This window comes from Salinivibrio sp. PR5, assembly GCF_001996085.1.
Taxonomy (GTDB): domain Bacteria; phylum Pseudomonadota; class Gammaproteobacteria; order Enterobacterales; family Vibrionaceae; genus Salinivibrio; species Salinivibrio proteolyticus.
This window is the reverse complement of record NZ_MUFK01000040.1, coordinates 1-20400: the sequence shown is the minus strand read 5'-3', so window position 1 is coordinate 20400 and position 20400 is coordinate 1. Positions and strand designations below refer to the sequence as shown.

The following is a 20400-nucleotide window of genomic DNA, read 5'->3' as shown; positions in this document are numbered from 1 at the left end:
CCGCTTTTTTTATGCAATGATAGTGCGATGTGTTTTAGCTGTAGAGAAGCATGATGACACCAGCGATTAAATTAGCTGAAAAACATGGGATTAAGTTTAACGTTCATCAATATGAACACGACCCTAACAACCAACACTTTGGCGAAGAAGCGGTGCAAGCACTTGGGCAAGATCCTGCGCGGGTATTTAAAACGCTGTTGTTTTGCATTAATGGTGACAGTAAACAACTGGCGGTCGCAGTGGTACCGGTGAAAGGCTCGCTCAATCTGAAAGCGGCAGCCAAAGCTGTAGGTGGTAAAAAGGCGGTGATGGCGGAGCCGGCGAATGCCCAACGGGTGACAGGCTATTTGGTTGGCGGGATCAGCCCTCTGGGGCAGAAGAAACGCTTGCCAACATTACTTGATGCATCTGCACAACAGTTTGAGACGATCTGTGTCAGCGCCGGTCGTCGTGGATTAGAAATAGAACTATCGCCGGCGGATTTGTTGGCGTTAACCGCAGGCAAATACGCGGCGATCGGCGAATAACCATAAGGATAATCCAGTATGACATTCACCATTTGGGCCTCATTGGCGCTTGTGTGTATGCTCGGCGCGATGTCGCCCGGGCCGAGTTTAGTGGTGATGGCGAAACATAGCCTCGCCAACAGTCGCTTACACGGTATTGTTGCGTCTTGGGCGCATGCGCTTGGCGTCGGTTTGTATGCGCTGATCACCATGTTGGGCTTAGCCGTGATCTTCAAACAATCGCCGTTACTCTTTACCGGGATTGCCTATACAGGGGCGGCTTACTTAGCATGGCTTGGCGTCAAATCTTTGTTGAGCCAAGGTGGCGTGGCGTCCAAACTTGAAGCGGGTAAACCGGCAAGCTTAGGTGAGGCGGCGCGGGATGGTGCGATGATCTCGATGCTTAATCCCAAACTGGCGCTCTTTTTCATTGCCTTATTTAGTCAGTTTGTCGCCATTGGTACCGATTTCTTCAGTCGCAGTGTGATTGTTTTAACACCGCTATTGATTGACGGCTTATGGTATACGCTGATCGCGTTTCTGCTCTCCAGCGCCAGTGTGGTCGATAAGCTACGCCAGCATGCCGTGTGGGTGGATAAGCTCTCAGGCGTGGTGTTAATCGCGCTATCGGTTCGGGTGGTAGTGACGCTTTAAACCGCATAACGGCCGAAACATAAGTACAAAAAAGACTGGTGGCTCACCAGTCTTTTTTCTTTGGCGCAAGACAGCGCCGTATCGTGTTGGGCTCATTCGCTAAGCGCGGCGGCTCAAATGGCGCTCGCGCGTTTCCAATTTTTTCTCTTGGCTTTTTTTCAGCATCACGTAAAGCGCCCCTGAGCCACCTTGATGGCGCAGCGCCGAGTGATAACAAAGGACATCTGAAATTTGCTGTAACCACTGGCACACATAGCTTTTCATCATGGCCGGCGGGTTACTGCGCTCTCCTTTACCATGCACAATCAACACGGTACGAATATCCATACGCTGACATTGTTTTAAAAAGCGTAAAATTTCATCGCGCGCTTTTTCCAACGACATCTTATGCAGGTCGAGCCTTGCGTGAATGTCATACTTCCCTAAACGCAGTTTACGGAACACGCCCTCTTGCACACCCGCGCGCTTGTAGGCCATGACTTCGTCCGGTTTCACCATGGTGGCGTAATCCAACGACAAATACTCAGGGTCGCTGTCGGCCAGCTTTTGCGCCGCTTGCTGTCGTGCCAGCTGTGCTTCAGTTGGCTGGTGAGATGCCGGTTGGGTCTCTACTTTGTCCTGCTCAATGGGGTCAACGTCAGACATCATCTCGCGGAACAAATCAAACTCATTTTTATCACTCATCGCTCTTATGCCATGTGTGGTTTGATACGATTTGGGGACAGTATAAACGAAATTAAAAAAAGAAACCCAGAGCCACATTCTGTGACCAACCATGTGACCCTGGACTAAGCAAGAATGCTTAAAGTTAGGTAGGCAATAAAAAACAGGTTACTGAGGTTTGGACGTCATCACTTTGTAGATGAAGTAACCACCAAAAAAGCTGATTAAGCCAAATGTACAGATGATGACAATCATGGATGACAAGCCGACTGCGTTGCCGAAAAGGAGATCAAGCCAAAAGTCCATAGTCTGTACCCTCGTGTCCGTTAATGTAGGGTCAGAATGCCAATAGGCAGTTGGTTGAATACTGATCAGGATCAAGTCAGGGTGGTGAACAAATAATAAACACATGTTAACGGGGGTTGGATCACAGTCTCTACGTAACTGACGTTTCTTTCACCGCTTAAGCGTGAACAAGAAAAAATTTATCGGACAGGGCTTGAGGTTTCGGTGGGCTTGAGTATTATAGGCCACCTCAGCGCGGGGATGCACTTGGTCGCATAGCCCTTCGCTTGACAAGATGAACGTCAATTCGTAAAACTTGTCATATGTCGGTGAATAGCGCAGTTTGGTAGCGCATCTGGTTTGGGACCAGAGGGTCGGGGGTTCGAATCCCTCTTCACCGACCACTATTCAGTTAGTGGAGAGCGTATTTGGTCGGGGTCCGGGAGCCCGGTCGCGCGGAAGGCCGCCCCATCGAAGCCCTCTTCACCGACCACTATTTAAAACTGAGTGATCCAAGGTTACTTGGTTGACGTAAAAAGCATTAACGGTGAATAGCGCAGTTTGGTAGCGCATCTGGTTTGGGACCAGAGGGTCGGGGGTTCGAATCCCTCTTCACCGACCAACGCAAAACCCCAGCCTTTTGGCTGGGGTTTTTTCGTTATATTGCAGGTGAGTGCTTAAGGATTAGGATAGTGCTGGAAAGCCTTAGTATGACCTGTTTCGTCAAATGCCATCACCGCATATGGCTGGTGACGATCGCCATATTCCATACCCGGCGAGCCGATCGGCATGCCGGCGACAGCGAGGCCTTCATAGCCTGTATGGGTGGCAAGGAGCTTTTTCACTTCTTGCGCGGGGACATGGCCCTCAATCACGTAGCCGTTGATGCGTGCAGTGTGACATGATTGCATGTCGGCAGGCACACCCATCTCTTGTTTGATGGCCGCCATATTGTTGTGCGGTTTAACCTCCAGCTCAAAGCCGGCTTGCTCCATGTGCTCAACCCAATCGTCGCAACAGCCACAGCTGGGCGATTTATACACCACACCGCTCGCGGCCATCGCTGAGGCACTCATCAGGCCTACGGTTGCTACCAGTAGTTGCAAACGCTTCATTATTGCTCCTTGTTACTTCTTGTCTGATTTTATTTTGAAAAAACGTAGTCGATTGGCGTTGGTTACCACAGTGATCGAAGACAATGCCATTGCGCCGCCGGCAATCACGGGGCTGAGTAACATGCCGGTAAAGGGATAAAGAATACCTGCCGCTACCGGGATCCCCAGCGTGTTGTAAACAAAGGCGCCAAATAGGTTTTGCTTCATATTGCGCACGGCGGCTTGAGATAAAGCAATCGCGTTGGCAAGCGCACCCAGGTGTTGATGCATTAACGTAATTTGCGCACTTTCAATCGCAATATCACTGCCGCCGCCCATCGCGACACCCACATCTGCCTGCGCAAGAGCGGGGGCGTCGTTAATGCCATCGCCCACCATTGCCACACGCTTACCTTGCTGTTGCAGCGCTTGAATTTGCTCGGACTTACCATCCGGAAGCACACCTGCAATCACATGATCAATGCCTAATTGGCGACCGATCGCATTGGCAGTATCGGGGTGATCGCCTGATAGCATGATGACTTCGAGCCCTTGTTGTTGCAGTCGCGCGACGGCATCAATCGCATCGTCCCGGATTGGATCGCTGATCCCGATAAGCGCCAGCACTGCCTGCTCATTGGCAAGATAAATGGCGGTCTCACCGCGTTGGGTCATGGCATCAATATCCTGTTGATGGGGGCGGGTATCCATGCCTTGCGCACGCATCCACGCTTGGTTGCCGATGTAGTAACGCTCACCGTCAATTTTGGCTTGGATCCCTTTACCGGATTCACTGTTAAAGTCGCTTGATTCGGGCAATGAGAGTGCTTGAGCTTTGGCGTAGTCCACAATCGCGCGTGCTAGGGGGTGCTCGGAATGTTGTTCCATGGACGCCGCGATAGCCATGAGGCGATCTTGTTCGCCATGAAGGGCATGAATATGCGTTACCTCAGGCTGGCCGCGTGTCAGCGTACCGGTTTTATCAAACACCAGAGTATCCAGCTTGGCGGCCGTTTGTAGTGCGTCCGCATCACGGATTAACACCCCGATTTCAGCCGCGCGTCCCACCGCAGCGGTGACCGATAGCGGTGTCGCCAGCCCAAGCGCACACGGGCAAGCAATAATTAACACCGTGGTCGCTGTCACTAGCATATAACTCACTGAAGGCTCAGGGCCGACAAGATACCAAATAGCAGCGGTAAGTAGCGCGATGCACACGACCACAGGCACAAACACAGAGGAGATACGATCCGCTAACTTGGCTAATTCTGGCTTGCTGCTTTGGGCTTCACGAACCAAATCGATGATCCGTGCCAGCATGGTATCGCTGCCCACGCCGGTGGCTTTAAAGGTTAAACCACCCTGTTGGTTTACGGTTCCGGCATGTAAGGTATCGCCCGCTTGCTTATGCACCGGCACCGGTTCACCAGTTAGCATGGATTCATCGATATAGCTGCTGCCATCAATCACTTCACCATCCACAGGGACTTTGGCACCCGGTTTCACGCGCAGAGTCATGCCTTTTTCCACATCACTTAATGGGCGCTCGGTTTCTTGGCCATTTTCAATCACTAGGGCAGTGGGCGGTTGCAAATCAAGCAGCTGGTCTAGCGCTTTGGAGGTATTGGCACGTGCGCGCGCTTCAATCGCATGCCCCAAGCTAATCAAACCAATGATCATTGCCGAGGCTTCAAAATACACATGGCGTGCTTGTTCAGGGAATAATGCCGGTGCCACGACGACGGCGGTTGAGTACAGCCACGCCGCCCCCGTGCCGAGCGCAACCAAGGTATCCATGGTGGCGCGTTTGTGCATCAACGCTTGCCACGCATTCGCGAAAAAGTGGCGACCACCGGTTGTAAGTAAGAGCAGGGTCAGCACGGCAATCACGCCCCACGCCCACTGATCTTGAGTCGATTGAATGGTCATACTGCCACCCAATACCCCCCAAGCCATCAGCGGTGCGCCAAGTCCTAACCCAGCCAGGGTGCTGCGTTTAAAGCTTTTCAACTCAGAGGCTTGTTGAGCCTGTTGGCGTTCTCGGCGGTCATTATCATCTTCCACCTTTTCGGCGCCATAGCCTGCGTTTTCTACTGCTTGAATAATCGACGCTGCTGTCGCATTGCCTTTAACAATGGCACTACGCTCAGCAAGGTTCACGCTAACATTGGCCACGCCATCCACACTGCTGATAGCAGTTTCAACACTTTTGACACAGCTTGCGCATGTCATGCCGGATAACACAAACTGCATGCGTGAGTGGCTGGATGAAGGCTCAGTGCGCGTCTTGGGTTCGGCCTGTTGCTCAACCTCGGCGGTTTCGGTTTGCGATTGATGTGGCTCGGTTGATGAGGGCGTTGCTTGGCTGGGATCGATGAGTGTGGCCCCAAAGCCCAACGCTACGATCGTTTCAATCAGCGTCTCGGCGCTGAGTGTCGTGCGTACGGTCGCCGCGTCTTTGCTGACTTGATAGTCAAAAACGGCATCGTTTTCATCGAGCGCACGCTCCACTTTCGCCACGCAGTGACCGCAGCTTAACCCCGACAATGCCAATTCATGCTGATAACCGACTTGATAGCCAAGGTTCTCAATGGTTTGGATGATGGAGTCCAAGCTCAAGCTGGTATGAATATCTGCATGGGTTTTAGTTACCGAGTGCGAAAACACAGTAGGCAGGGCATCCAATGCCGCTTCGACTTTGGCGACACAGCGCCCACAGTTTAGCCCACTTAATGCTAAAGCATGACGAAAGCCGGCTTGATATCCCAGTGCCTCGATCGCATCGACGATCTGTTTAAGCGTCGCTTCAGGGTTATCTCCGAGCACTTCCAGCGAGATAGCTTGTGTATCCGCCTTTTCTATGCGGACGTTATCGACCGTTGCCACTGCTTGGGTCACTTTTTTCACACACCCGTTGCAGCTCAGCCCGTCGAGAGGCAAGGTGTAATAAGTCATGGTGGTATCTATGGTTGTCATTTCCGCTCCTTAATGATCACAACACGGCGCACGTGTTGGGGAAACGTCGCAACATCGAGTAAACTGAACCATAAACCTTATAGCTACTGGAAGGTCAAGGAGCGAGAATGAAAATTCAGCAAGTCGCCGAAAAAACCGGTTTAACCACCAAAACCATCCGCTTTTACGAGCAGAAAGGGCTGATCACGCCGCCACACCGCGCCGACAATGGGTATCGTGATTATCGCGCCCAGCACGTGAGTGAGTTGCAAATGATCCGTCGGGCGCGATTGGTGGGGTTTACCTTGGAAGAAAGTGCGGATTTGTTAGCGTTATCGCGCGATCCTTCTTTACGCAGTGCCGATGTGAAGGCACGCGCCGAGAGTAAATTGATGGAGATCGATGAAAAAATTGCCGAGCTGGCGGCGATGAAAACCACCCTTCAAGCGCTTACCCAAGCGTGTCCCGGTGATGGTGACGCGCAGTGCCCGATCATCGAAGCCCTGCGCGGAGACAGTGAGCTAGGCAGCATTGATTTTACCGATAGTCAGTGCTGCCAAGCGTCGGTGAAATAGCTGCCAAGCGTGAGTGACCAATTAGTACAGTAGCGAGTAAAGTTGACGGCGATAACGTGAGGCAATCTCGTTGCCCTGACCTAATGCGGCCAGAATATCCATCAAGGTTTTCTTCGCCTCTCCATCGGCGTGATTCATATCGCGACGGAGAATGTTCATCAGCAGCTCAAGTGCGTCTTCGCTACGATTGATTTGGTTAAGTTGCACCGCAAGTTCATAGGCAATATCTGCATTATCTGGGTTCTCAGCCAGTGCGTCTTGCAAGTTGCGGATCTCTGGCGCGTCAGCCGCTTGATTGTGCAATTCAATTTTCGCGATCAGCCCTTTGTAGGTCGCGTCTTGATCTTGCATCAACACCGTATCGAGCACGGCTTGCGCTGCATCAAACTGCTGGGTCTCGACCAGACATTCGGCCAGCGCCAGTTTAAAGTCTCCCTTCTCACCGTGGCTGCTTTCAAGGGGTTTTAGGATCACCAAGGCATCGGTGTAATTGCCTTCCGCCATCAATTGACGCGCTTGGTCAAACGCTTGGTCTTCTGGACTTGGCAGGTGCTTATTCAGCATTTCGCGCACCGTCTCTTCATTTTGCGGACCCGCAAGGCCATCCACCGGTTGACCATCTTTAAACAGAGCCAGCGTTGGCAGTGCGCGGACGCCAAACTGGGCGGCAATCAGCTGCTGCGCTTCACAGTCGATCGTGGCGAGCGTAAAGGTGCCGTGGCTATCGTGAGCCACCTGCTCGACAACCGTTTTCAGCTCAACGCTTTCGGGCATCATGTTTGCCCAAAAATACACCAGCACTGGCGTGCGTGAAGAAGACTCAAGAATTTGCTGAAAATTATGTTCGGTTAATTCAACGATATAGTTTGCGTGCATCATGGATCCCGACGAAGTGTGTTTGCAATAAGGGTGGGGGCAAATGCGTCGAAATTCAAGCAGCTGAGATACGAAAAAGCCACCCAAGGGTGGCCTATTTCGTCGGTCTGCAAGCGAGTCCATCAAAGATGACGAGTGCGGGTTACAACACGAGCACCACGCACAAAGCGACGCTCAAGCAGAGCCAGTTCAATTGATGCAAGGTCATCAGCCGGCTCCTGTTGTTTATTATTGTCGGTGTTATTGGCTTGGCAGCTTGGCTGCCAATGAAGGAAAGCGCGTCAGCAAGTGGCCGCTTCCACTCATGCAAGCTAGATTAATCGCGATCTATGACATTGATGTGACAATTGCGACATAAAACACGTTTTTTTTGCGATCATCTTCCCATTGCATTAACTGCCTTTGAGCAAGACACGATCGAGCCAACGGCTGGGAAGGAGCCGTTTGAGGATTGCCATCCACACCGTCGGTTGAGTGACGCGATAACGCACCTTGGGGCGAGGCGAGAACAGTGCATGCGTCAGTGGTGCAACGAGCGCGTCGGCGGGCAGAGTATATTTGTTGCCGCCTTCGTCTGCCGCAAGGCGATCAAGTTGGGCTTGGTAGGCCTGGTGATGGCGGCTTTTATTAGGGTCTACCCAATGTTTAAAGGCGCTGAGTGCATTGGAACGAAACGCGGTTTCAATCGGGCCGGGCTCAATCAAGCTTACCTTGATCGGCGTGTCGCTAAGCTCTAAGCGCAAGGTATCAGTCCAGCCTTCGAGGGCAAATTTGCTGGCGTTATACGCGCCACGGTATTTCAATGCCACAATACCCAGCACCGAGCTATTTTGCACTATGCGTCCCTCGCCATAATTGAGCAGCATCGGCAACAAGGCTTGGGTTAAATGGTGCCAGCCAAACACATTGGTCTCAAACTGAGCGCGTAAGGCATCGGTGGGCAAATCCTCCAGCGCGCCCGGTTGGCCGTAAGCGCCGTTATTAAACAGTGCAAAGAGTTTGCCGCCTGTCATTTGCTCGACGGTGTCGACCGCTTGGTTGATGCTAGTCGTGTCTGACACATCCAACTGAATACAGGTTAAGCCTTCTTGCTGTAAACGGCTGACATCGTCAGGCTTTCGGCAACTAGCGATCACCGTGTGTCCTTGCTCATGCAAAGCTTTGGCGCAGGCATAGCCGATGCCGGTGGAGCAGCCGGTGATTAAAATGGCGTTGTTTAATGGCGAAGCCGTTTCCATGACATCCTCACTCATGATTGTGGCGCGTCAGACAAATACGGTGCGAGTTTTTCCGCCATAAAATCGGCAATCCAAGGTTGTGCTTCCGGCATCGGGTGAATGCCATCATCACGCATCCATTCAGGCTTCTGGATCACAGTCTCCATAAAAAAGGGCAGCAAGGGGGTTTGTGTTTGCTCTGCCAGTGTAGGATAAATATCAGCAAATCCTTGTGCATAGCGCTGGCCATAATTTGGCGGAATTTGGATTTGTACCAATAAAGGCGTGGCATCGGCCGCGCGAGTTTGGGTGATCAATTGCTCAAGGTTGTCTCGTATACGATTAAATGGCCAACCGCGTAGGCCATCGTTGCCGCCGAGTTCAATCAGCACCCATTCGGGCTGGTGGCGTTCTAATAATTGCGGCAGACGCTGCAGGCCATTGGCGGTGGTGTCGCCGGAAATGCTGGCGTTGATCACCTCAACCTCGACATCATGGTCGTTGAGCGCGCGCGGCAGCTTAGCAGGCCAGGCTTGTTCAGCCGCCATTTGATAGCCAGCGCTTAAGCTGTCACCAAGGACAAGGAGCGTTTGTGCACTGGCACTGCTCACCCACAAAAAACACAACAAAGTAAGGATGCGTAACATGGCCTCTCCTGTTATTCGAGCCGAAAAAATTGCAAAACATGTCGTTACACGCGAACAGCCACTTACCATTCTGCAGGATGTCTCGCTACAAATCGAGGCAGGCGAGTCGATTGCATTAATGGGCGTGTCCGGCGCAGGAAAATCCACCTTAATGAGCTTGCTTGCAGGATTAGATACGCCCAGTGAAGGCGAGGTCGATCTGCTCGGCCACAAGCTTTCCACTTTGGATGAAGATGCGCGTGCGGCGCTTCGGGCCGAATCGGTGGGGTTTGTGTTCCAAAGCTTTTTGCTGGTGCCGTCGCTGAACGCGCTTGAGAACGTGATGCTGCCGCTCACCATTCGCGGGGACGAAGAAGACGAAACCCGCGCCAAGCAACTGCTGGCCTCGGTGGGCCTTCAAGGACGCGAAAGCCATTTGCCGTCGCAACTCTCTGGCGGGGAGCAACAACGGGTGGCCTTGGCGCGTGCCTTTATTATCCGCCCACAGGTGCTGTTTGCCGATGAGCCGACTGGCAATCTCGATCAAAAAACCGCGGCGACCATCATCGATTTATTGTTTGAGCTGAACGAAAAGCATGGCACCACCTTGGTGTTGGTTACCCACGATCCGGCACTGGCAAAGCGTTGTCAGCGTACCTTGATGATGGATAGCGGCAAACTACAGGAGCGAGTGAATGGCGAGTAACAACGGACTACTCAATCGCTGGGCGTGGCGCGAGCTGTTACACGGGCAAATTTGGCCAGTGGCGGTGGCGTTGGCACTGATCATCACCTGTGTGTTTGCATTGTCGGCATTGGCCGACCGCATTGAAAACGTGCTCACCCAGCAAGGGCGCAACCTGATTGCCGCCGATACCGTGCTGCGTACTCGTCAGCCGCTTAACACCGAGCAAATTGATGCGTTTAAACAAGCTGGCGCTACGGTATCTGCCCAAACCCGCTTTGGCACCATGGCGTTTAGCGAGCAAAAAATGCAGCTTGTGAGCGTGAAAGCGGTGGACAGCCTTTACCCGCTGCGCGGCGATTTGGTGCTGGAGCAAAACGGCCAAGCCATTGGTGGTGACCGACGTATTCAACCCGGTGAGCTATGGCTGTCTGAGCGGGTGTTTAGCTTGCTGGATGTGAAAGCGGGCGACACTGTCTCGATTGGTAACCTCGATTTAACGGTGAGCGGCACCTTAGCCGCGGAGCCGGAACTCTCTTTTAACCCCTTTAGCCAAATGCCTGCGGTGATGATGCACCGTGCCGATGTGCCGGCTGCGGGCGTAGTGCGTGAAGGCAGTCGGGTGCGTTATCGCTACTTTTTAACCGGTGACGAGCCCAGCCTAAGCGCGGCTAAAGCCAGCTACACGCTGCAAGATGGTGAGCGCTGGGTGGATGAAAACACCTCCGATCGCACCGGTGATATGCTGGACCGTAGCCGTCAGTACTTGTCATTAACCGTGGTGCTGGTGATTGTGATGGCCGCGGCGACGTTAACCCTAACTTGTCAGCACTATGCTAAAAGCCGTGCGGATTTGGTGGCGATGCTAAAAAGCCTCGGCGCTAGCCAGCAATGGGTGCGGCGCTGGTTGGCTCGGCAGTTAACCTTATTGTTTGTCCTTGCTACCGCCGTGGGCTTGGCTGCGGGGTACACGCTTGAAGTGTTATTGCGCTTGCCGCTGACCGATGTGCTGCCTTCGCCATTGCCGAGCTATGGCTGGGTGCCTTGGGTGCTTGCGCCCGGTGTCGCGCTGTTGGTGGCGCTGCCTGCCTTGGGTGTGCCGCTGCTTAAACTGCTGGATGCGCCCGCGTTGGCGGCGGTGCAATCGCAGGCTGCCAGCGGACGTCGCCGTCGTGGCACTGCGGCTGTTTTGATTGCGATACCGATAGGAGCGCTTGCACTGTGGGCGTTTGACAACACCTTGCTTTGGACGGTGCTGGGGGCGATGGCAGTGATGATCGTCTTGCTGGCGCTGGCAGGGTTAGGCCTGCTCCGGTTGGTAAAATCACGAGTGCGTGCACCGTCGGTCAAGCTAGCCTTAAGCCGAATTACCCGCAACAAACTGGCTAGCAGCGTGCAGTTAGGGGCGCTGGCGATCTCCTTTATGCTCTTGGCGATTATCTGGCTGCTGCGCACCGATTTGCTCGCTGATTGGGGACGGATGCTGCCGCCCGATGCGCCCAATGTGTTTGCGCTGAATATTGCCCCGAGTGAGCAGCAAGGCTATGTGGGTGAACTCGATGACGCCAGCCTAATGCGCTCTGATGCCTACCCTATAGTGCGTGGCCGGCTGGTGGGCAAAAACGGTGAGCGTTACCAGATCCCAACCGACGAGGCCGAGCGCGATGAAGCGGATGAAGCACTACGTCGCGAGCTTAACTTTACCTGGCGTGACAGCTTGCCGTCGCACAACGAGGTGATTGCCGGAGACTGGCCAACCGAGAATGGCGTGTCGGTGGAAGCGGACATTGCCGAGCGCTTGGGGATTGAGATTGGCGACAGCCTGACCTTTAGCGTGACCGGCCAAGACTTTACTGCCACGGTGAACTCGATTCGTGAAGTCGAGTGGCGCAATATGCGGCCTAACTTCTACTTTATTTTCGACCGCGAGACGCTTGCCGATAAACCGGCTAACTGGCTGGTGAGCTTCAGGCTCGATGAATCGCAAACGCCGCTGCTCAATCGCTTGGCGCGGGAGTACCCGACCGTTACGCTGCTTGATTTGCGTACTATGAGCAGTCGCATTCAATCGATTTTGCGCCAAATTGGCTTGTCGCTTTCGGTGTTAGCGGGGCTGGCGGTGATCAGCGGCTTACTATTGCTGCTCACCTTACTGCGTATCAGCCTGAGCGAACGCCAGCAGGAGATAAACCTCTATCGCACCTTGGGCGCCAGCCGCACCCGTATTCAACGCACCTTATGGAGCGAATACGGTGTAATGGCCTTTGTATCGGGCCTGATGGCAGTGCTGGGCGCGGAAGCGGCGATGGTTGGTTTGCTGAAATGGGGCTTTGAAATGGAGGTGCGCCTGCATCCTGAGCTTTGGGTGGTGTTGCCTGTTGTCGCCGTGGCGCTGGTGTTTGTCACGGTCGCCTCGATGCTGCGTAAACTGATTGACCCGCAACGGCGTTAATGCGGTAAAACATATCGATTCGTCAATAACAAAGCGGGTATCAATTTTTTTGATACCCGCTTTGTTGTGGAGAACGCCCGAAAAATCTAACCAGCAACACGCTGGCGTGACAGGAAAGGGCCGTTATTTAAAAAGTGACTGCATCGCTTCTTCCACTTTAGGGTGTTGGAAGGTAAACCCTGAATCTTCAAGAGCATGGGGCAGGGCGCGCTGGCTATCGAGCAGCAAGTGCGAGGCTTCCCCCATCATGGCCTTAATCGCCACGGTAGGCACAAAGAAAAGGTGCGGGCGTTTTAAGGCACTGGCTAGCGCCTGACTAAAGCGTTTATTGGTGACCGGCTCTGGCGCGGTGCAGTTAAACGGCCCTTGCAGCGAAGGCGAGTCGAGCAAATGTATGATTGCTGCGACCATATCATCAATATGAATCCACGGCATGTATTGCTGGCCTTTACCAATCGGGCCACCAAGACCAAGTTGATAGGGCAACATCATCCGTTTTAGTGCGCCGCCTTCGGCGCTTAACACCACACCGGTACGCAGCAGGCACACCCGCGTCTGTTGCGAGGCGCCTTTTAAGGCAATCTTTTCCCACTGATGACACACATGCTGGGCAAAATCATCGGCATGGACCACCAAGGTTTCATCGAACGTATGGTCTTGCTGATCGCCGTAATACCCCACTGCCGAGCCGCTAATAAAGGTATGAGGTGGCGTGCTGCTGGCATGAATTTTCTCGACCAACTTTTCTGTTAGCCCCCAACGGCTAGTACAAATGATCCCTTTTTGCTGCTCGCTCCAACGCTTATCGGCAATTGGCTCACCGGCAAGGTTAATCACAGCATCAAAATCATTCAGGTGGGGAAGGTCGTCAAGACGCTCTATCGCGGCGACCGAGTCCCCGAATATCTTTGTCACCTTTTCTTTGTCGCGCGAGAGCACGGTGAGTTGATGCTGAGGCTGCAGCTTGGCGACCAAGGCTTTGCCAATCAGGCCCGTGCCACCTGTGATTAAAATATTCATGCCTAGAGTCCTAAAAGGGTGACGAAATCTCTGCTGTTAACGCTAAGGGGCTTTTCCACTAAGCGCAAGTGGTTGCTTTGTATCCTGTTACGTGTGGCAGCGAAAATTGGTTTGATCGCGCAGTTTTCTGCTTTGTCACTCGCACCGCACATTGGGAGTGCTAACATAAATAGGCATATAAACACTGTGCCTTTTCAAGGTAGATGCTCGTTACGCAGGGAGTCATGTCACCCACATGCAGGCGTTGTTCAAATCACTACTTGGCAGTTTTCGCGATCTCTTACCCATCATTTTAGTGATTGGTTTCTTTCAAGTGGTAGTCCTTAACCAGCCATTGCCCAATTGGTTATCCATCACCATTGGGCTAGTGCTCGTGGTGGTCGGGTTGACCTTATTTGTGTACGGCTTAGACATGGGGCTGTTCCCGATTGGCGAATCGATGGCGCATTCGCTGGCTCACAAAGGCAGTTTAGGGTGGTTGATTGCGTTTGCCTTCTTACTGGGCTTTGGCACCACGATTGCGGAACCCGCACTCACCGCGGTGGCGGCGGAAGCAGCAGATGTCGCCGCCAATGGCGGGATGATAAATACCACAGAGGCAGCCAAAGACAGCTACGCCAATGGGCTGCGGCTAACCGTGGCGCTTTCTGTCGGCTTTGCGATTGTGCTTGGCGTAGTGCGGATTATTAAAGGTTGGCCGATCCACCGTTTGATTATTGGCGGCTATTTGCTGGTGGTGGCGATGACTATGGTGGCACCACCCAGCATTATCGGCATTGCCTATGACTCGGGTGGGGTAACCACCTCCACGATTACAGTGCCATTGGTCACCGCGCTCGGCGTGGGGCTGGCAACTGTGATCAAAGGGCGCAACCCGATGGTGGATGGCTTTGGCTTGATTGCGTTCGCCTCGCTATCACCGATGATCTTTGTGATGGCTTACGGCATGGTGGTGGCGTGATGGATGCTCTGCGCCTGTTTACCGATACCTTTTTCTCCACTGTGCGCGATGTGATCCCGATTATCGCGATCATCTTTGGCTTTCAACTCTTTGTGCTGCGAAAAGCGCTCAACAACCCCAAACGGATCTTATTTGGATTTTTCTATGTCATCTTGGGCTTGAGCCTATTTTTAATGGGGCTCGAGTTGGCGCTATTCCCGCTCGGGGCCTCGATGGCTGAGCAGCTCACTGCCACTGATTTTGTCGGCGCAGCACTCAAAGCGGGCGGCGAGATTAATTGGCAAGCCTATTACTGGGTGTACCTATTTGGTGCCGCAATTGGTTTTAGCACCACGGTGGCCGAACCCTCATTAATCGCGGTGGCGATTAAAGCCGCCAAAGTGTCGGGCGGGGCGATTCGAGTGAACGGCTTGCGGGCCTCGGTGGCGCTCGGCGTGGCAATGGGGATTGCCTTGGGGTGCTATCGCATTGTGGTGGGCGACCCGCTCCATTACTACATCATCACCGGCTATGTGGTGGTGGTGATCCAAACCTATTTTGCCCCGCCGTTTATCGTGCCCTTGGCCTATGATTCTGGAGGGGTGACCACCTCAACTGTGACCGTGCCTTTAGTGACGGCACTGGGGTTGGGGCTAGCCTCTACCGTACCGGGAAGAAACCCGATGCTTGATGGGTTTGGTTTAATTGCGTTTGCCAGTTTGTTTCCGATGATCACCGTGATGGGCTATGCCCAAATCACAGCCTATTTACAGAAAAAGCACGCACAGCGTTCATCGTAAGGAGAGCCTATGCGGTTCAAATTAATCATGGCGTTTATTGAAGATGCCAAAACCGATGCGGTGCTCGATGCCGCCAGACAAGCCGGTGCCACCGGCGCGACCATTATTAACAACGCGCGTGGCGAAGGTTTGGTGAAAAAGAAAACCTTTTTAGGGCTGACGCTGGATGTGCAGCGGGACGTGGCCATCTTCCTGGTGGAAGAGCACTTATCACGCGCCATTCTCGAAACCATTAATGATGTGGGCGAGTTTGATGCCACCTCCGGCAGTGGCATCGCGGTGCAAATTGATGTGGAAGATGCCGTGGGCGTGGCCCACCAAATGCGAGAATTAACCGAAGTGGTGAAGGACGAGTTATGAAACAACATAAAACGGTAAGAGATGTGATGCATGCCCATGCCGTGTGTATTGATGGGCTCACCACGGTCGAAGAAGCGATCCGCATTGCGCGCGAACAACAAGTGAAAGCGATTATCGTCAATAAACGCGATGAGCATGACGAATTCGGCATTGTGTTAATGAACGACATTGCCAAAAAAGTGCTCGCTAAAAACCGCGCGCCATCACGGGTAAATGTTTATGAAATTATGACCAAACCCGCACTCAGCGTCTCCCCCGATATGAATGTGAAATACTGCGCCCGTTTATTCGAACGCTTTGGCATCAGCCGCGCCCCCGTGATTGAAAACGGCCAAGTACTCGGCATGGTCAGTTATAACCTGATCGTTATCTACGGCATGCTTGCGGAAGAGGTGGAGAGCCAGCATAGGAAGGATTAGGGGGTGATGTTAGGTGGTTTGGAGGGAATGGGGCTAGCTCATTTTTGCCCCATTCTAAGTTTACTCTGCTTGGCTTCTCGCTTCGTTAAATCTTCATTTGTAGTGGCTTTGGTCTAGCCGCGACTATTGAGCTTCTCTTTCTGGGCTAGCGAGACGGACGGTTACTCAGCCTGCAAAGCTTGCTCTTTCACATATCAATACGTTAGCGTGATTTTTGGATGGGAGTCCATGTTCGCGTAGGGTATCCTGTAACAGTTGGTAATCTTTTTATATATGCGTATTGAAGGAAACGTAGCGATGTACATCGAAAGAGTTAATATTTACAACTATAAATGTTACTACGGAAAGTTCTCTATCGAGTTTAACAAAGGTGTGAATATCCTTGTTGGGGATAATGGCTCAGGAAAATCAACCATCCTTGAAGCAATTCATTTGGCTCTTAGTGGAATATTACACGGCAAATACTTAAAAAATGAACTAAGCCAGTATTTATTCAATTGCAAAGCGGTGTCTGAGTACCTAGGCCAAGTGAACGATGGTGGTAGTACTACTTTACCTGAAATATGCATCGAGGTTATTTTCGACAAAGACAGTGTCCCTAAATTTAAGGGAACAGGAAACAAAGAACGGAGTGATGCTTGTGGCGTGTCATTCAAAGTCGAATTCGATGATACCTATGCAGAAGAGTACTCTGAGCTCATAAAGAGTGGAGGGAATCTTAATACACTACCTATTGAGTATTATAAGGTTTCATGGACATCTTTCGATAGAGATTCAGTTACGTCTAGAAGCATCCCTATTAAGTCTGTTCTAATCGACTCATCCTCAAACAAGTACCAAAATGGTTCAGATGTATACATTTCAAGAATCATCAGAAACGAGTTGGAGGACAAAGAGAAGGTCAAGTTATCTCAGGCATACAGAAAAATGAAGGATAGCTTTACTGAAGAGGAAGCAGTGAAGAGAATTAACGAGAAGATTGATAATAAGTCAAAAGTTCAAGGGGAACACCTTAATATATCTGTTGATCTTTCTACTCAAAATTCTTGGGAGTCTAGTTTGATGACCTACCTTGGAGACATTCCGTTCCATCAGGTAGGTAAAGGCTCCCAGTGCGTGATAAAAACAAATCTTGCATTGGGTCATCAAAAGACTAAAGAAGCAAGTCTACTATTGATAGAAGAACCAGAAAATCATTTAACGCACTCTAAGTTAAATTACTTATTAAAAGAAATCATAGATGGTGTGAGTAATAAGCAAGTGATCATTTCAACGCATAGCAGCTTCGTAGCTAATAAACTAGGCCTTGAAAATCTTCTTCTCCTCAATAACCATAAAGTCACAAGGTTTACATGTTTATCAAAAGACACTTTCGACTTCTTTAAGAAGCTGCCGGGCTATCAAACCTTACGCCTGATTCTTTGTAAAAAAGCAGTGCTCGTTGAAGGTGATTCCGATGAATTAATTTTTCAAAGAGCTTATATGGATGCAAATAACGGAGTATTGCCTATCGAGCATGGTTTTGATGTGATATCTGTAAAACTTACATTCAAACGCTTTTTAGAAATAGCTGACAAAATTGATAAAAAAGTGGCAGTAATCACTGATAACGATGGTAATTACGACAATACGATCACCAAAAAGTATAAGGATTACCTTGAACACGAACACATCTCCATCTTTGCAGATAATCGTAATAACTTAAACACACTTGAGCCACAGTTTGCTGATGCAAACAAGGATGTATTACCCGCCTTATGCAAAGCCCTTGAATTGAATGTGAAGACGTTTAATACCGTTGAAAAACTATCAGCAAAGCTACAAACACAAAAAACCAGTTGGTCTCTAAAGGTTTTTAAATCAAAATATAAATTTAGCTATCCAGAATACATCACTAAAGCAGTGGAGTGGTGTAATGAATAACAATCGCCTTGTAATTGCTGCTGCGGGATCTGGGAAAACAACGCTTTTAGTTAAAACGGCAATAGAAAATCCTAATAAGTCAATTTTGATAACAACTTACACTGAATCAAATGAACAGGAAATAAGAGATAAGTTTGTTAAAGAAGTCAGAACTGTACCGCCTAATGTCACGATTATCACATGGTTTTCATTCCTTCTTAAGCATTGGGTTAGGCCATACCAGTGCAAATTAAATGACTCTATAGCGAATGAAAGTATTGGGTTTATTCTGGTTAATACGCGCTCTGGCCTTAAGTATAAAAACAAGGATGGTAAAGGTGTATACTGGTCAGAWAAAGATAACTTCAAGAATTATTACTTCACTAAAGACTTCAAAGTCTACTCCGATAAGATATCCAAGTTTTGTTTTGAAGCTAATAAAGCAAGCAAGCAAGCAGTAGTTAACCGAATATCAGCCCTATATGACATGATTTTTATAGATGAAGTGCAAGATCTTGCTGGGTTTGATTTAGAGTTGATCAAGCTTCTATTTAAGTCAAAATCAGAGGTTATGTTAGTTGGAGACCCAAGACAAGTTACCTACAAGACTCACCATACAACTAAGTATTCCGACTATGGAAACGGGAATATCAAAGGATTTGTGACATCTGATAAAACGTTAGGTAAACGGATATCTTGCGAAGTTGATGAAACAACACTGAATAAATCACACCGCTGTTGTCAGGATATTTGTGACTACTCTTCTAAACTCTACCCTCAATTTAAAGCTGTTGATGCATGCCAGTGCAATGACTGCCGAAGAGAAAAAATCCTGCACCAAGGGGTTTTCATCGTCCCTAAGCACCTTTGTTCAGAATACTTAAAGACATATCAGCCAATGCAACTTCGCTGGAACGCTAGATCCAAAGTTAATCCATCGTATGAAGTTATGAACTTTGGCGAGTCTAAAGGGCTTACTGTTGATAGAGCTTTTATTTACCCAACCAAGGATATGGTTAATTGGATACGTAATCCCGATCGACCAGAATTACTTAAGAATCCCACTCGTGCGAGACTATACGTAGCGTTGACTCGTGCTCGCCACAGTGTGGCTATTGCGTTAGACCCTGAGGAAGGTGAAGTGTTCGAAGGAGCTACGATATATCAATAGAAAGGAAGATATCCGGCGTTGTTGATCAAATCATTCACCTAACGCACTGATCCCAATGGGGTTGCCCCCATCAATCAACTCGGTAACTAACAGGCATACCAAGTCTTATGACTTTGTTTATTGCTTTCACGTTGGCCAATGTTTCGCCAACTTGTGCATCGTAATCACGTAGTGTCAGCTGAGGGCTGATTAACGTTTTGTATCGAGACATGCCTGTTTCTGACAGAGAGCGTTGGTGATAACCTTCTTCTCGTTTCCAGTTTGCCAAGTTACCCGATTTCAAGGCACTGACGGCTGCATTGCGAGGGTGACCGTCCTCCCAGTAACCCGCATTGCTGCGCGGTGGAATGGTCGGTTTGATGCCTTTTTTCTTGAGCACCTGATGACAGGCCTTCGTATCGTAAGCGCCGTCAGCACTGACTTGGGCAATTTTTCGGCGTAACGGGTTGAGCAGCGTCGGCAAGGCTTCATTGTCACCAACAGACGCTAAGCTAACGACGGCAGAAATCACTTCATGTGTACTGTCGTCAATCGCGAGATGCAGCTTGCGCCAAACACGGCGTTTTTCCTTGCCATGTTTGCGCATTTTCCATTCTCCCTCGCCAAACACTTTTAAACCGGTGGCATCAATGACGACGTGAGCAACGGGCCCACGACTGGGTAATCGGTAATTAACTTCAACCGTCTTCGCCCGTTTACTGATACAACTGTATGACGGCGATTTTAGCGGTACGTCCATCAAACCAAATATCGAGTCGAGAAAGCCTTGAAGGGCGCGAAGAGGGAGCTTGAAAATGCCTTTAACCATCAGTGCTGTTTCAATGGCACCATCGGTAAACGTAAACCCTCTGCCTCGTTTGCCATGATGCTCTTTGCAGTGCCAAGTCTGGATAGCGGCGTCATCAACCCAAAAGGTAATCGAACCACGATTAATCAGTGCTTGATTGTATTGCTTCCAATTGCTGATTTTATACTTGGCTTTGCTCATCATCGGTGACCTGTTTGAGGCGTTGATGATCTGATCGCGGCTCGGATGATAAGTTCAATGATTTAGGAAACAACGCCTCGTCATATTCCCAGTACATCATACGACCGTGCGATCCAGTCACTAAAAGATATTGCTCACTAACAGACTGCAGCCTCTCGATCGCAACAAGCTTTGTGACGTACTGCGCCTCATTCACTGTTTCTGTAATTTCT

General features: G+C 50.6%; 20 protein-coding genes, 2 tRNA genes and 1 pseudogene. 13 read left to right on the top strand and 10 right to left on the bottom strand.

What is annotated here, in order from left to right:
- Nucleotides 1-53: 53 nt before the first annotated feature.
- Together ybaK and BZG82_RS13130 are read left to right on the top strand one after the other, a co-directional pair.
- Complete coding sequence (gene ybaK / locus BZG82_RS13135) at nucleotides 54-527, top strand: Cys-tRNA(Pro) deacylase (protein WP_077766035.1); 474 nt, start codon at nucleotides 54-56, stop codon at nucleotides 525-527.
- Nucleotides 528-545: 18 nt separating this feature from the next.
- Nucleotides 546-1160, top strand: a complete 615-nt coding sequence (locus BZG82_RS13130; RefSeq protein WP_069587367.1) for a LysE family translocator — start codon at nucleotides 546-548, stop codon at nucleotides 1158-1160.
- 99 nt (nucleotides 1161-1259) lie between these two features.
- On the opposite strand, the gene smrA is transcribed toward BZG82_RS13130, so the two are convergent.
- A complete protein-coding gene (gene smrA / locus BZG82_RS13125; protein ID WP_077766027.1) occupies nucleotides 1260-1844 on the bottom strand; it encodes a DNA endonuclease SmrA in 585 nt (194 codons plus the stop codon).
- 147 nt (nucleotides 1845-1991) lie between these two features.
- Complete coding sequence (locus BZG82_RS13120; RefSeq protein ID WP_069587366.1) at nucleotides 1992-2129, bottom strand: DUF3149 domain-containing protein; 138 nt, start codon at nucleotides 2127-2129, stop codon at nucleotides 1992-1994.
- Nucleotides 2130-2435: 306 nt separating this feature from the next.
- Here BZG82_RS13120 and BZG82_RS13115 point away from each other — a divergent pair.
- Both BZG82_RS13115 and BZG82_RS13110 read left to right on the top strand, forming a co-directional pair.
- Nucleotides 2436-2512: transfer RNA gene (locus BZG82_RS13115), tRNA-Pro, on the top strand.
- A gap of 141 nt (nucleotides 2513-2653) precedes the next feature.
- Nucleotides 2654-2730, top strand: a tRNA-Pro gene (locus tag BZG82_RS13110).
- 55 nt (nucleotides 2731-2785) lie between these two features.
- Here BZG82_RS13110 and BZG82_RS13105 read toward each other — a convergent pair.
- Both BZG82_RS13105 and BZG82_RS13100 read right to left on the bottom strand, forming a co-directional pair.
- The gene (locus tag BZG82_RS13105; protein ID WP_077766026.1) at nucleotides 2786-3223 is read right to left on the bottom strand and encodes a DUF411 domain-containing protein; all 438 of its coding nucleotides are present in this window, start codon (nucleotides 3221-3223) and stop codon (nucleotides 2786-2788) included.
- A 12-nt stretch (nucleotides 3224-3235) separates the two neighbouring features.
- Nucleotides 3236-6178 (bottom strand): cation transporter, encoded by a 2943-nt coding sequence (locus BZG82_RS13100; RefSeq protein ID WP_241837380.1) that lies wholly within the window; start codon nucleotides 6176-6178, stop codon nucleotides 3236-3238.
- A 107-nt stretch (nucleotides 6179-6285) separates the two neighbouring features.
- On the opposite strand from BZG82_RS13100, the gene cueR reads away from it, so the two are divergent.
- The gene (cueR, locus tag BZG82_RS13095) at nucleotides 6286-6732 is read left to right on the top strand and encodes a Cu(I)-responsive transcriptional regulator (RefSeq protein WP_077661820.1); all 447 of its coding nucleotides are present in this window, start codon (nucleotides 6286-6288) and stop codon (nucleotides 6730-6732) included.
- Between the two features lie 21 nt (nucleotides 6733-6753).
- On the opposite strand, the gene BZG82_RS13090 is transcribed toward cueR, so the two are convergent.
- The 3 genes from BZG82_RS13090 to tesA form a co-directional block, all read right to left on the bottom strand.
- Nucleotides 6754-7608: a co-chaperone YbbN gene (locus BZG82_RS13090; protein WP_077479690.1), complete on the bottom strand. Its 855-nt coding sequence runs from the start codon at nucleotides 7606-7608 to the stop codon at nucleotides 6754-6756.
- A 392-nt stretch (nucleotides 7609-8000) separates the two neighbouring features.
- Entirely contained in the window at nucleotides 8001-8846 is an 846-nt protein-coding gene (locus tag BZG82_RS13085) for an SDR family oxidoreductase (protein ID WP_077766025.1), read from the bottom strand.
- 11 nt (nucleotides 8847-8857) lie between these two features.
- Complete coding sequence (tesA, locus tag BZG82_RS13080; protein ID WP_077661817.1) at nucleotides 8858-9472, bottom strand: multifunctional acyl-CoA thioesterase I/protease I/lysophospholipase L1; 615 nt, start codon at nucleotides 9470-9472, stop codon at nucleotides 8858-8860.
- Between tesA and BZG82_RS13075 the strand changes: the two genes are divergently transcribed.
- Nucleotides 9471-10157 carry an ABC transporter ATP-binding protein gene (locus BZG82_RS13075; RefSeq protein ID WP_077766024.1) on the top strand — a complete coding sequence of 229 codons (687 nt, stop codon included), beginning with the start codon at nucleotides 9471-9473 and terminating at the stop codon, nucleotides 10155-10157. The two genes, tesA and BZG82_RS13075, sit on opposite strands and share 2 nt — an antisense overlap.
- Nucleotides 10147-12588: an ABC transporter permease gene (locus tag BZG82_RS13070; RefSeq protein ID WP_077766023.1), complete on the top strand. Its 2442-nt coding sequence runs from the start codon at nucleotides 10147-10149 to the stop codon at nucleotides 12586-12588. Before BZG82_RS13075 ends, BZG82_RS13070 begins: the two co-directional genes overlap by 11 nt.
- A gap of 123 nt (nucleotides 12589-12711) precedes the next feature.
- Here the strand turns inward: BZG82_RS13070 and BZG82_RS13065 are convergent, their stop codons facing one another.
- Nucleotides 12712-13608, bottom strand: coding sequence for a TIGR01777 family oxidoreductase (locus BZG82_RS13065; protein WP_077766022.1), 897 nt, complete (start codon nucleotides 13606-13608; stop codon nucleotides 12712-12714).
- A gap of 235 nt (nucleotides 13609-13843) precedes the next feature.
- Between BZG82_RS13065 and BZG82_RS13060 the strand changes: the two genes are divergently transcribed.
- From BZG82_RS13060 to BZG82_RS13035, 6 genes are all read left to right on the top strand, one after another.
- Nucleotides 13844-14569 carry a DUF1538 domain-containing protein gene (locus BZG82_RS13060; protein ID WP_077457298.1) on the top strand — a complete coding sequence of 242 codons (726 nt, stop codon included), beginning with the start codon at nucleotides 13844-13846 and terminating at the stop codon, nucleotides 14567-14569.
- Complete coding sequence (locus tag BZG82_RS13055; RefSeq protein WP_077661813.1) at nucleotides 14569-15348, top strand: DUF1538 domain-containing protein; 780 nt, start codon at nucleotides 14569-14571, stop codon at nucleotides 15346-15348. The genes BZG82_RS13060 and BZG82_RS13055 overlap by 1 nt, the downstream gene beginning before the upstream one ends.
- Nucleotides 15349-15357: 9 nt before the next feature.
- Complete coding sequence (locus BZG82_RS13050; protein ID WP_069587355.1) at nucleotides 15358-15708, top strand: P-II family nitrogen regulator; 351 nt, start codon at nucleotides 15358-15360, stop codon at nucleotides 15706-15708.
- A complete protein-coding gene (locus BZG82_RS13045; RefSeq protein WP_077766021.1) occupies nucleotides 15705-16127 on the top strand; it encodes a CBS domain-containing protein in 423 nt (140 codons plus the stop codon). The genes BZG82_RS13050 and BZG82_RS13045 overlap by 4 nt, the downstream gene beginning before the upstream one ends.
- Nucleotides 16128-16424: 297 nt before the next feature.
- Nucleotides 16425-18050, top strand: coding sequence for an ATP-dependent nuclease (locus BZG82_RS13040; RefSeq protein ID WP_077766020.1), 1626 nt, complete (start codon nucleotides 16425-16427; stop codon nucleotides 18048-18050).
- Nucleotides 18043-19200 (top strand): UvrD-helicase domain-containing protein, encoded by a 1158-nt coding sequence (locus tag BZG82_RS13035; RefSeq protein WP_077766019.1) that lies wholly within the window; start codon nucleotides 18043-18045, stop codon nucleotides 19198-19200. Before BZG82_RS13040 ends, BZG82_RS13035 begins: the two co-directional genes overlap by 8 nt.
- Before the next feature lie 70 nt (nucleotides 19201-19270).
- Here the strand turns inward: BZG82_RS13035 and BZG82_RS13030 are convergent, their stop codons facing one another.
- Both BZG82_RS13030 and BZG82_RS16545 read right to left on the bottom strand, forming a co-directional pair.
- Complete coding sequence (locus BZG82_RS13030; protein WP_077480145.1) at nucleotides 19271-20188, bottom strand: IS5 family transposase; 918 nt, start codon at nucleotides 20186-20188, stop codon at nucleotides 19271-19273.
- A pseudogene (locus BZG82_RS16545) lies at nucleotides 20169-20400 on the bottom strand (hypothetical protein); the annotation flags it as partial. The pseudogene BZG82_RS16545 and the gene BZG82_RS13030, both read right to left, overlap by 20 nt.

Excerpts from the sequence above, each read along its gene's own strand:
- ybaK (WP_077766035.1), top strand. The coding sequence starts at position 54 with ATGACACCAGCGATTAAATTAGCTGAAAAACATGGGATTAAGTTTAAC.
- BZG82_RS13130 (WP_069587367.1), top strand. The coding sequence starts at position 546 with ATGACATTCACCATTTGGGCCTCATTGGCGCTTGTGTGTATGCTCGGC.
- smrA (WP_077766027.1), bottom strand. The coding sequence starts at position 1,844 with ATGAGTGATAAAAATGAGTTTGATTTGTTCCGCGAGATGATGTCTGAC.
- BZG82_RS13120 (WP_069587366.1), bottom strand. The coding sequence starts at position 2,129 with ATGGACTTTTGGCTTGATCTCCTTTTCGGCAACGCAGTCGGCTTGTCA.
- BZG82_RS13105 (WP_077766026.1), bottom strand. The coding sequence starts at position 3,223 with ATGAAGCGTTTGCAACTACTGGTAGCAACCGTAGGCCTGATGAGTGCC.
- BZG82_RS13100 (WP_241837380.1), bottom strand. The coding sequence starts at position 6,178 with ATGACAACCATAGATACCACCATGACTTATTACACCTTGCCTCTCGAC.
- cueR (WP_077661820.1), top strand. The coding sequence starts at position 6,286 with ATGAAAATTCAGCAAGTCGCCGAAAAAACCGGTTTAACCACCAAAACC.
- BZG82_RS13090 (WP_077479690.1), bottom strand. The coding sequence starts at position 7,608 with ATGCACGCAAACTATATCGTTGAATTAACCGAACATAATTTTCAGCAA.
- BZG82_RS13085 (WP_077766025.1), bottom strand. The coding sequence starts at position 8,846 with ATGGAAACGGCTTCGCCATTAAACAACGCCATTTTAATCACCGGCTGC.
- BZG82_RS13075 (WP_077766024.1), top strand. The coding sequence starts at position 9,471 with ATGGCCTCTCCTGTTATTCGAGCCGAAAAAATTGCAAAACATGTCGTT.
- tesA (WP_077661817.1), bottom strand. The coding sequence starts at position 9,472 with ATGTTACGCATCCTTACTTTGTTGTGTTTTTTGTGGGTGAGCAGTGCC.
- BZG82_RS13070 (WP_077766023.1), top strand. The coding sequence starts at position 10,147 with ATGGCGAGTAACAACGGACTACTCAATCGCTGGGCGTGGCGCGAGCTG.
- BZG82_RS13065 (WP_077766022.1), bottom strand. The coding sequence starts at position 13,608 with ATGAATATTTTAATCACAGGTGGCACGGGCCTGATTGGCAAAGCCTTG.
- BZG82_RS13060 (WP_077457298.1), top strand. The coding sequence starts at position 13,844 with ATGCAGGCGTTGTTCAAATCACTACTTGGCAGTTTTCGCGATCTCTTA.
- BZG82_RS13055 (WP_077661813.1), top strand. The coding sequence starts at position 14,569 with ATGGATGCTCTGCGCCTGTTTACCGATACCTTTTTCTCCACTGTGCGC.
- BZG82_RS13050 (WP_069587355.1), top strand. The coding sequence starts at position 15,358 with ATGCGGTTCAAATTAATCATGGCGTTTATTGAAGATGCCAAAACCGAT.
- BZG82_RS13045 (WP_077766021.1), top strand. The coding sequence starts at position 15,705 with ATGAAACAACATAAAACGGTAAGAGATGTGATGCATGCCCATGCCGTG.
- BZG82_RS13040 (WP_077766020.1), top strand. The coding sequence starts at position 16,425 with ATGTACATCGAAAGAGTTAATATTTACAACTATAAATGTTACTACGGA.
- BZG82_RS13030 (WP_077480145.1), bottom strand. The coding sequence starts at position 20,188 with ATGAGCAAAGCCAAGTATAAAATCAGCAATTGGAAGCAATACAATCAA.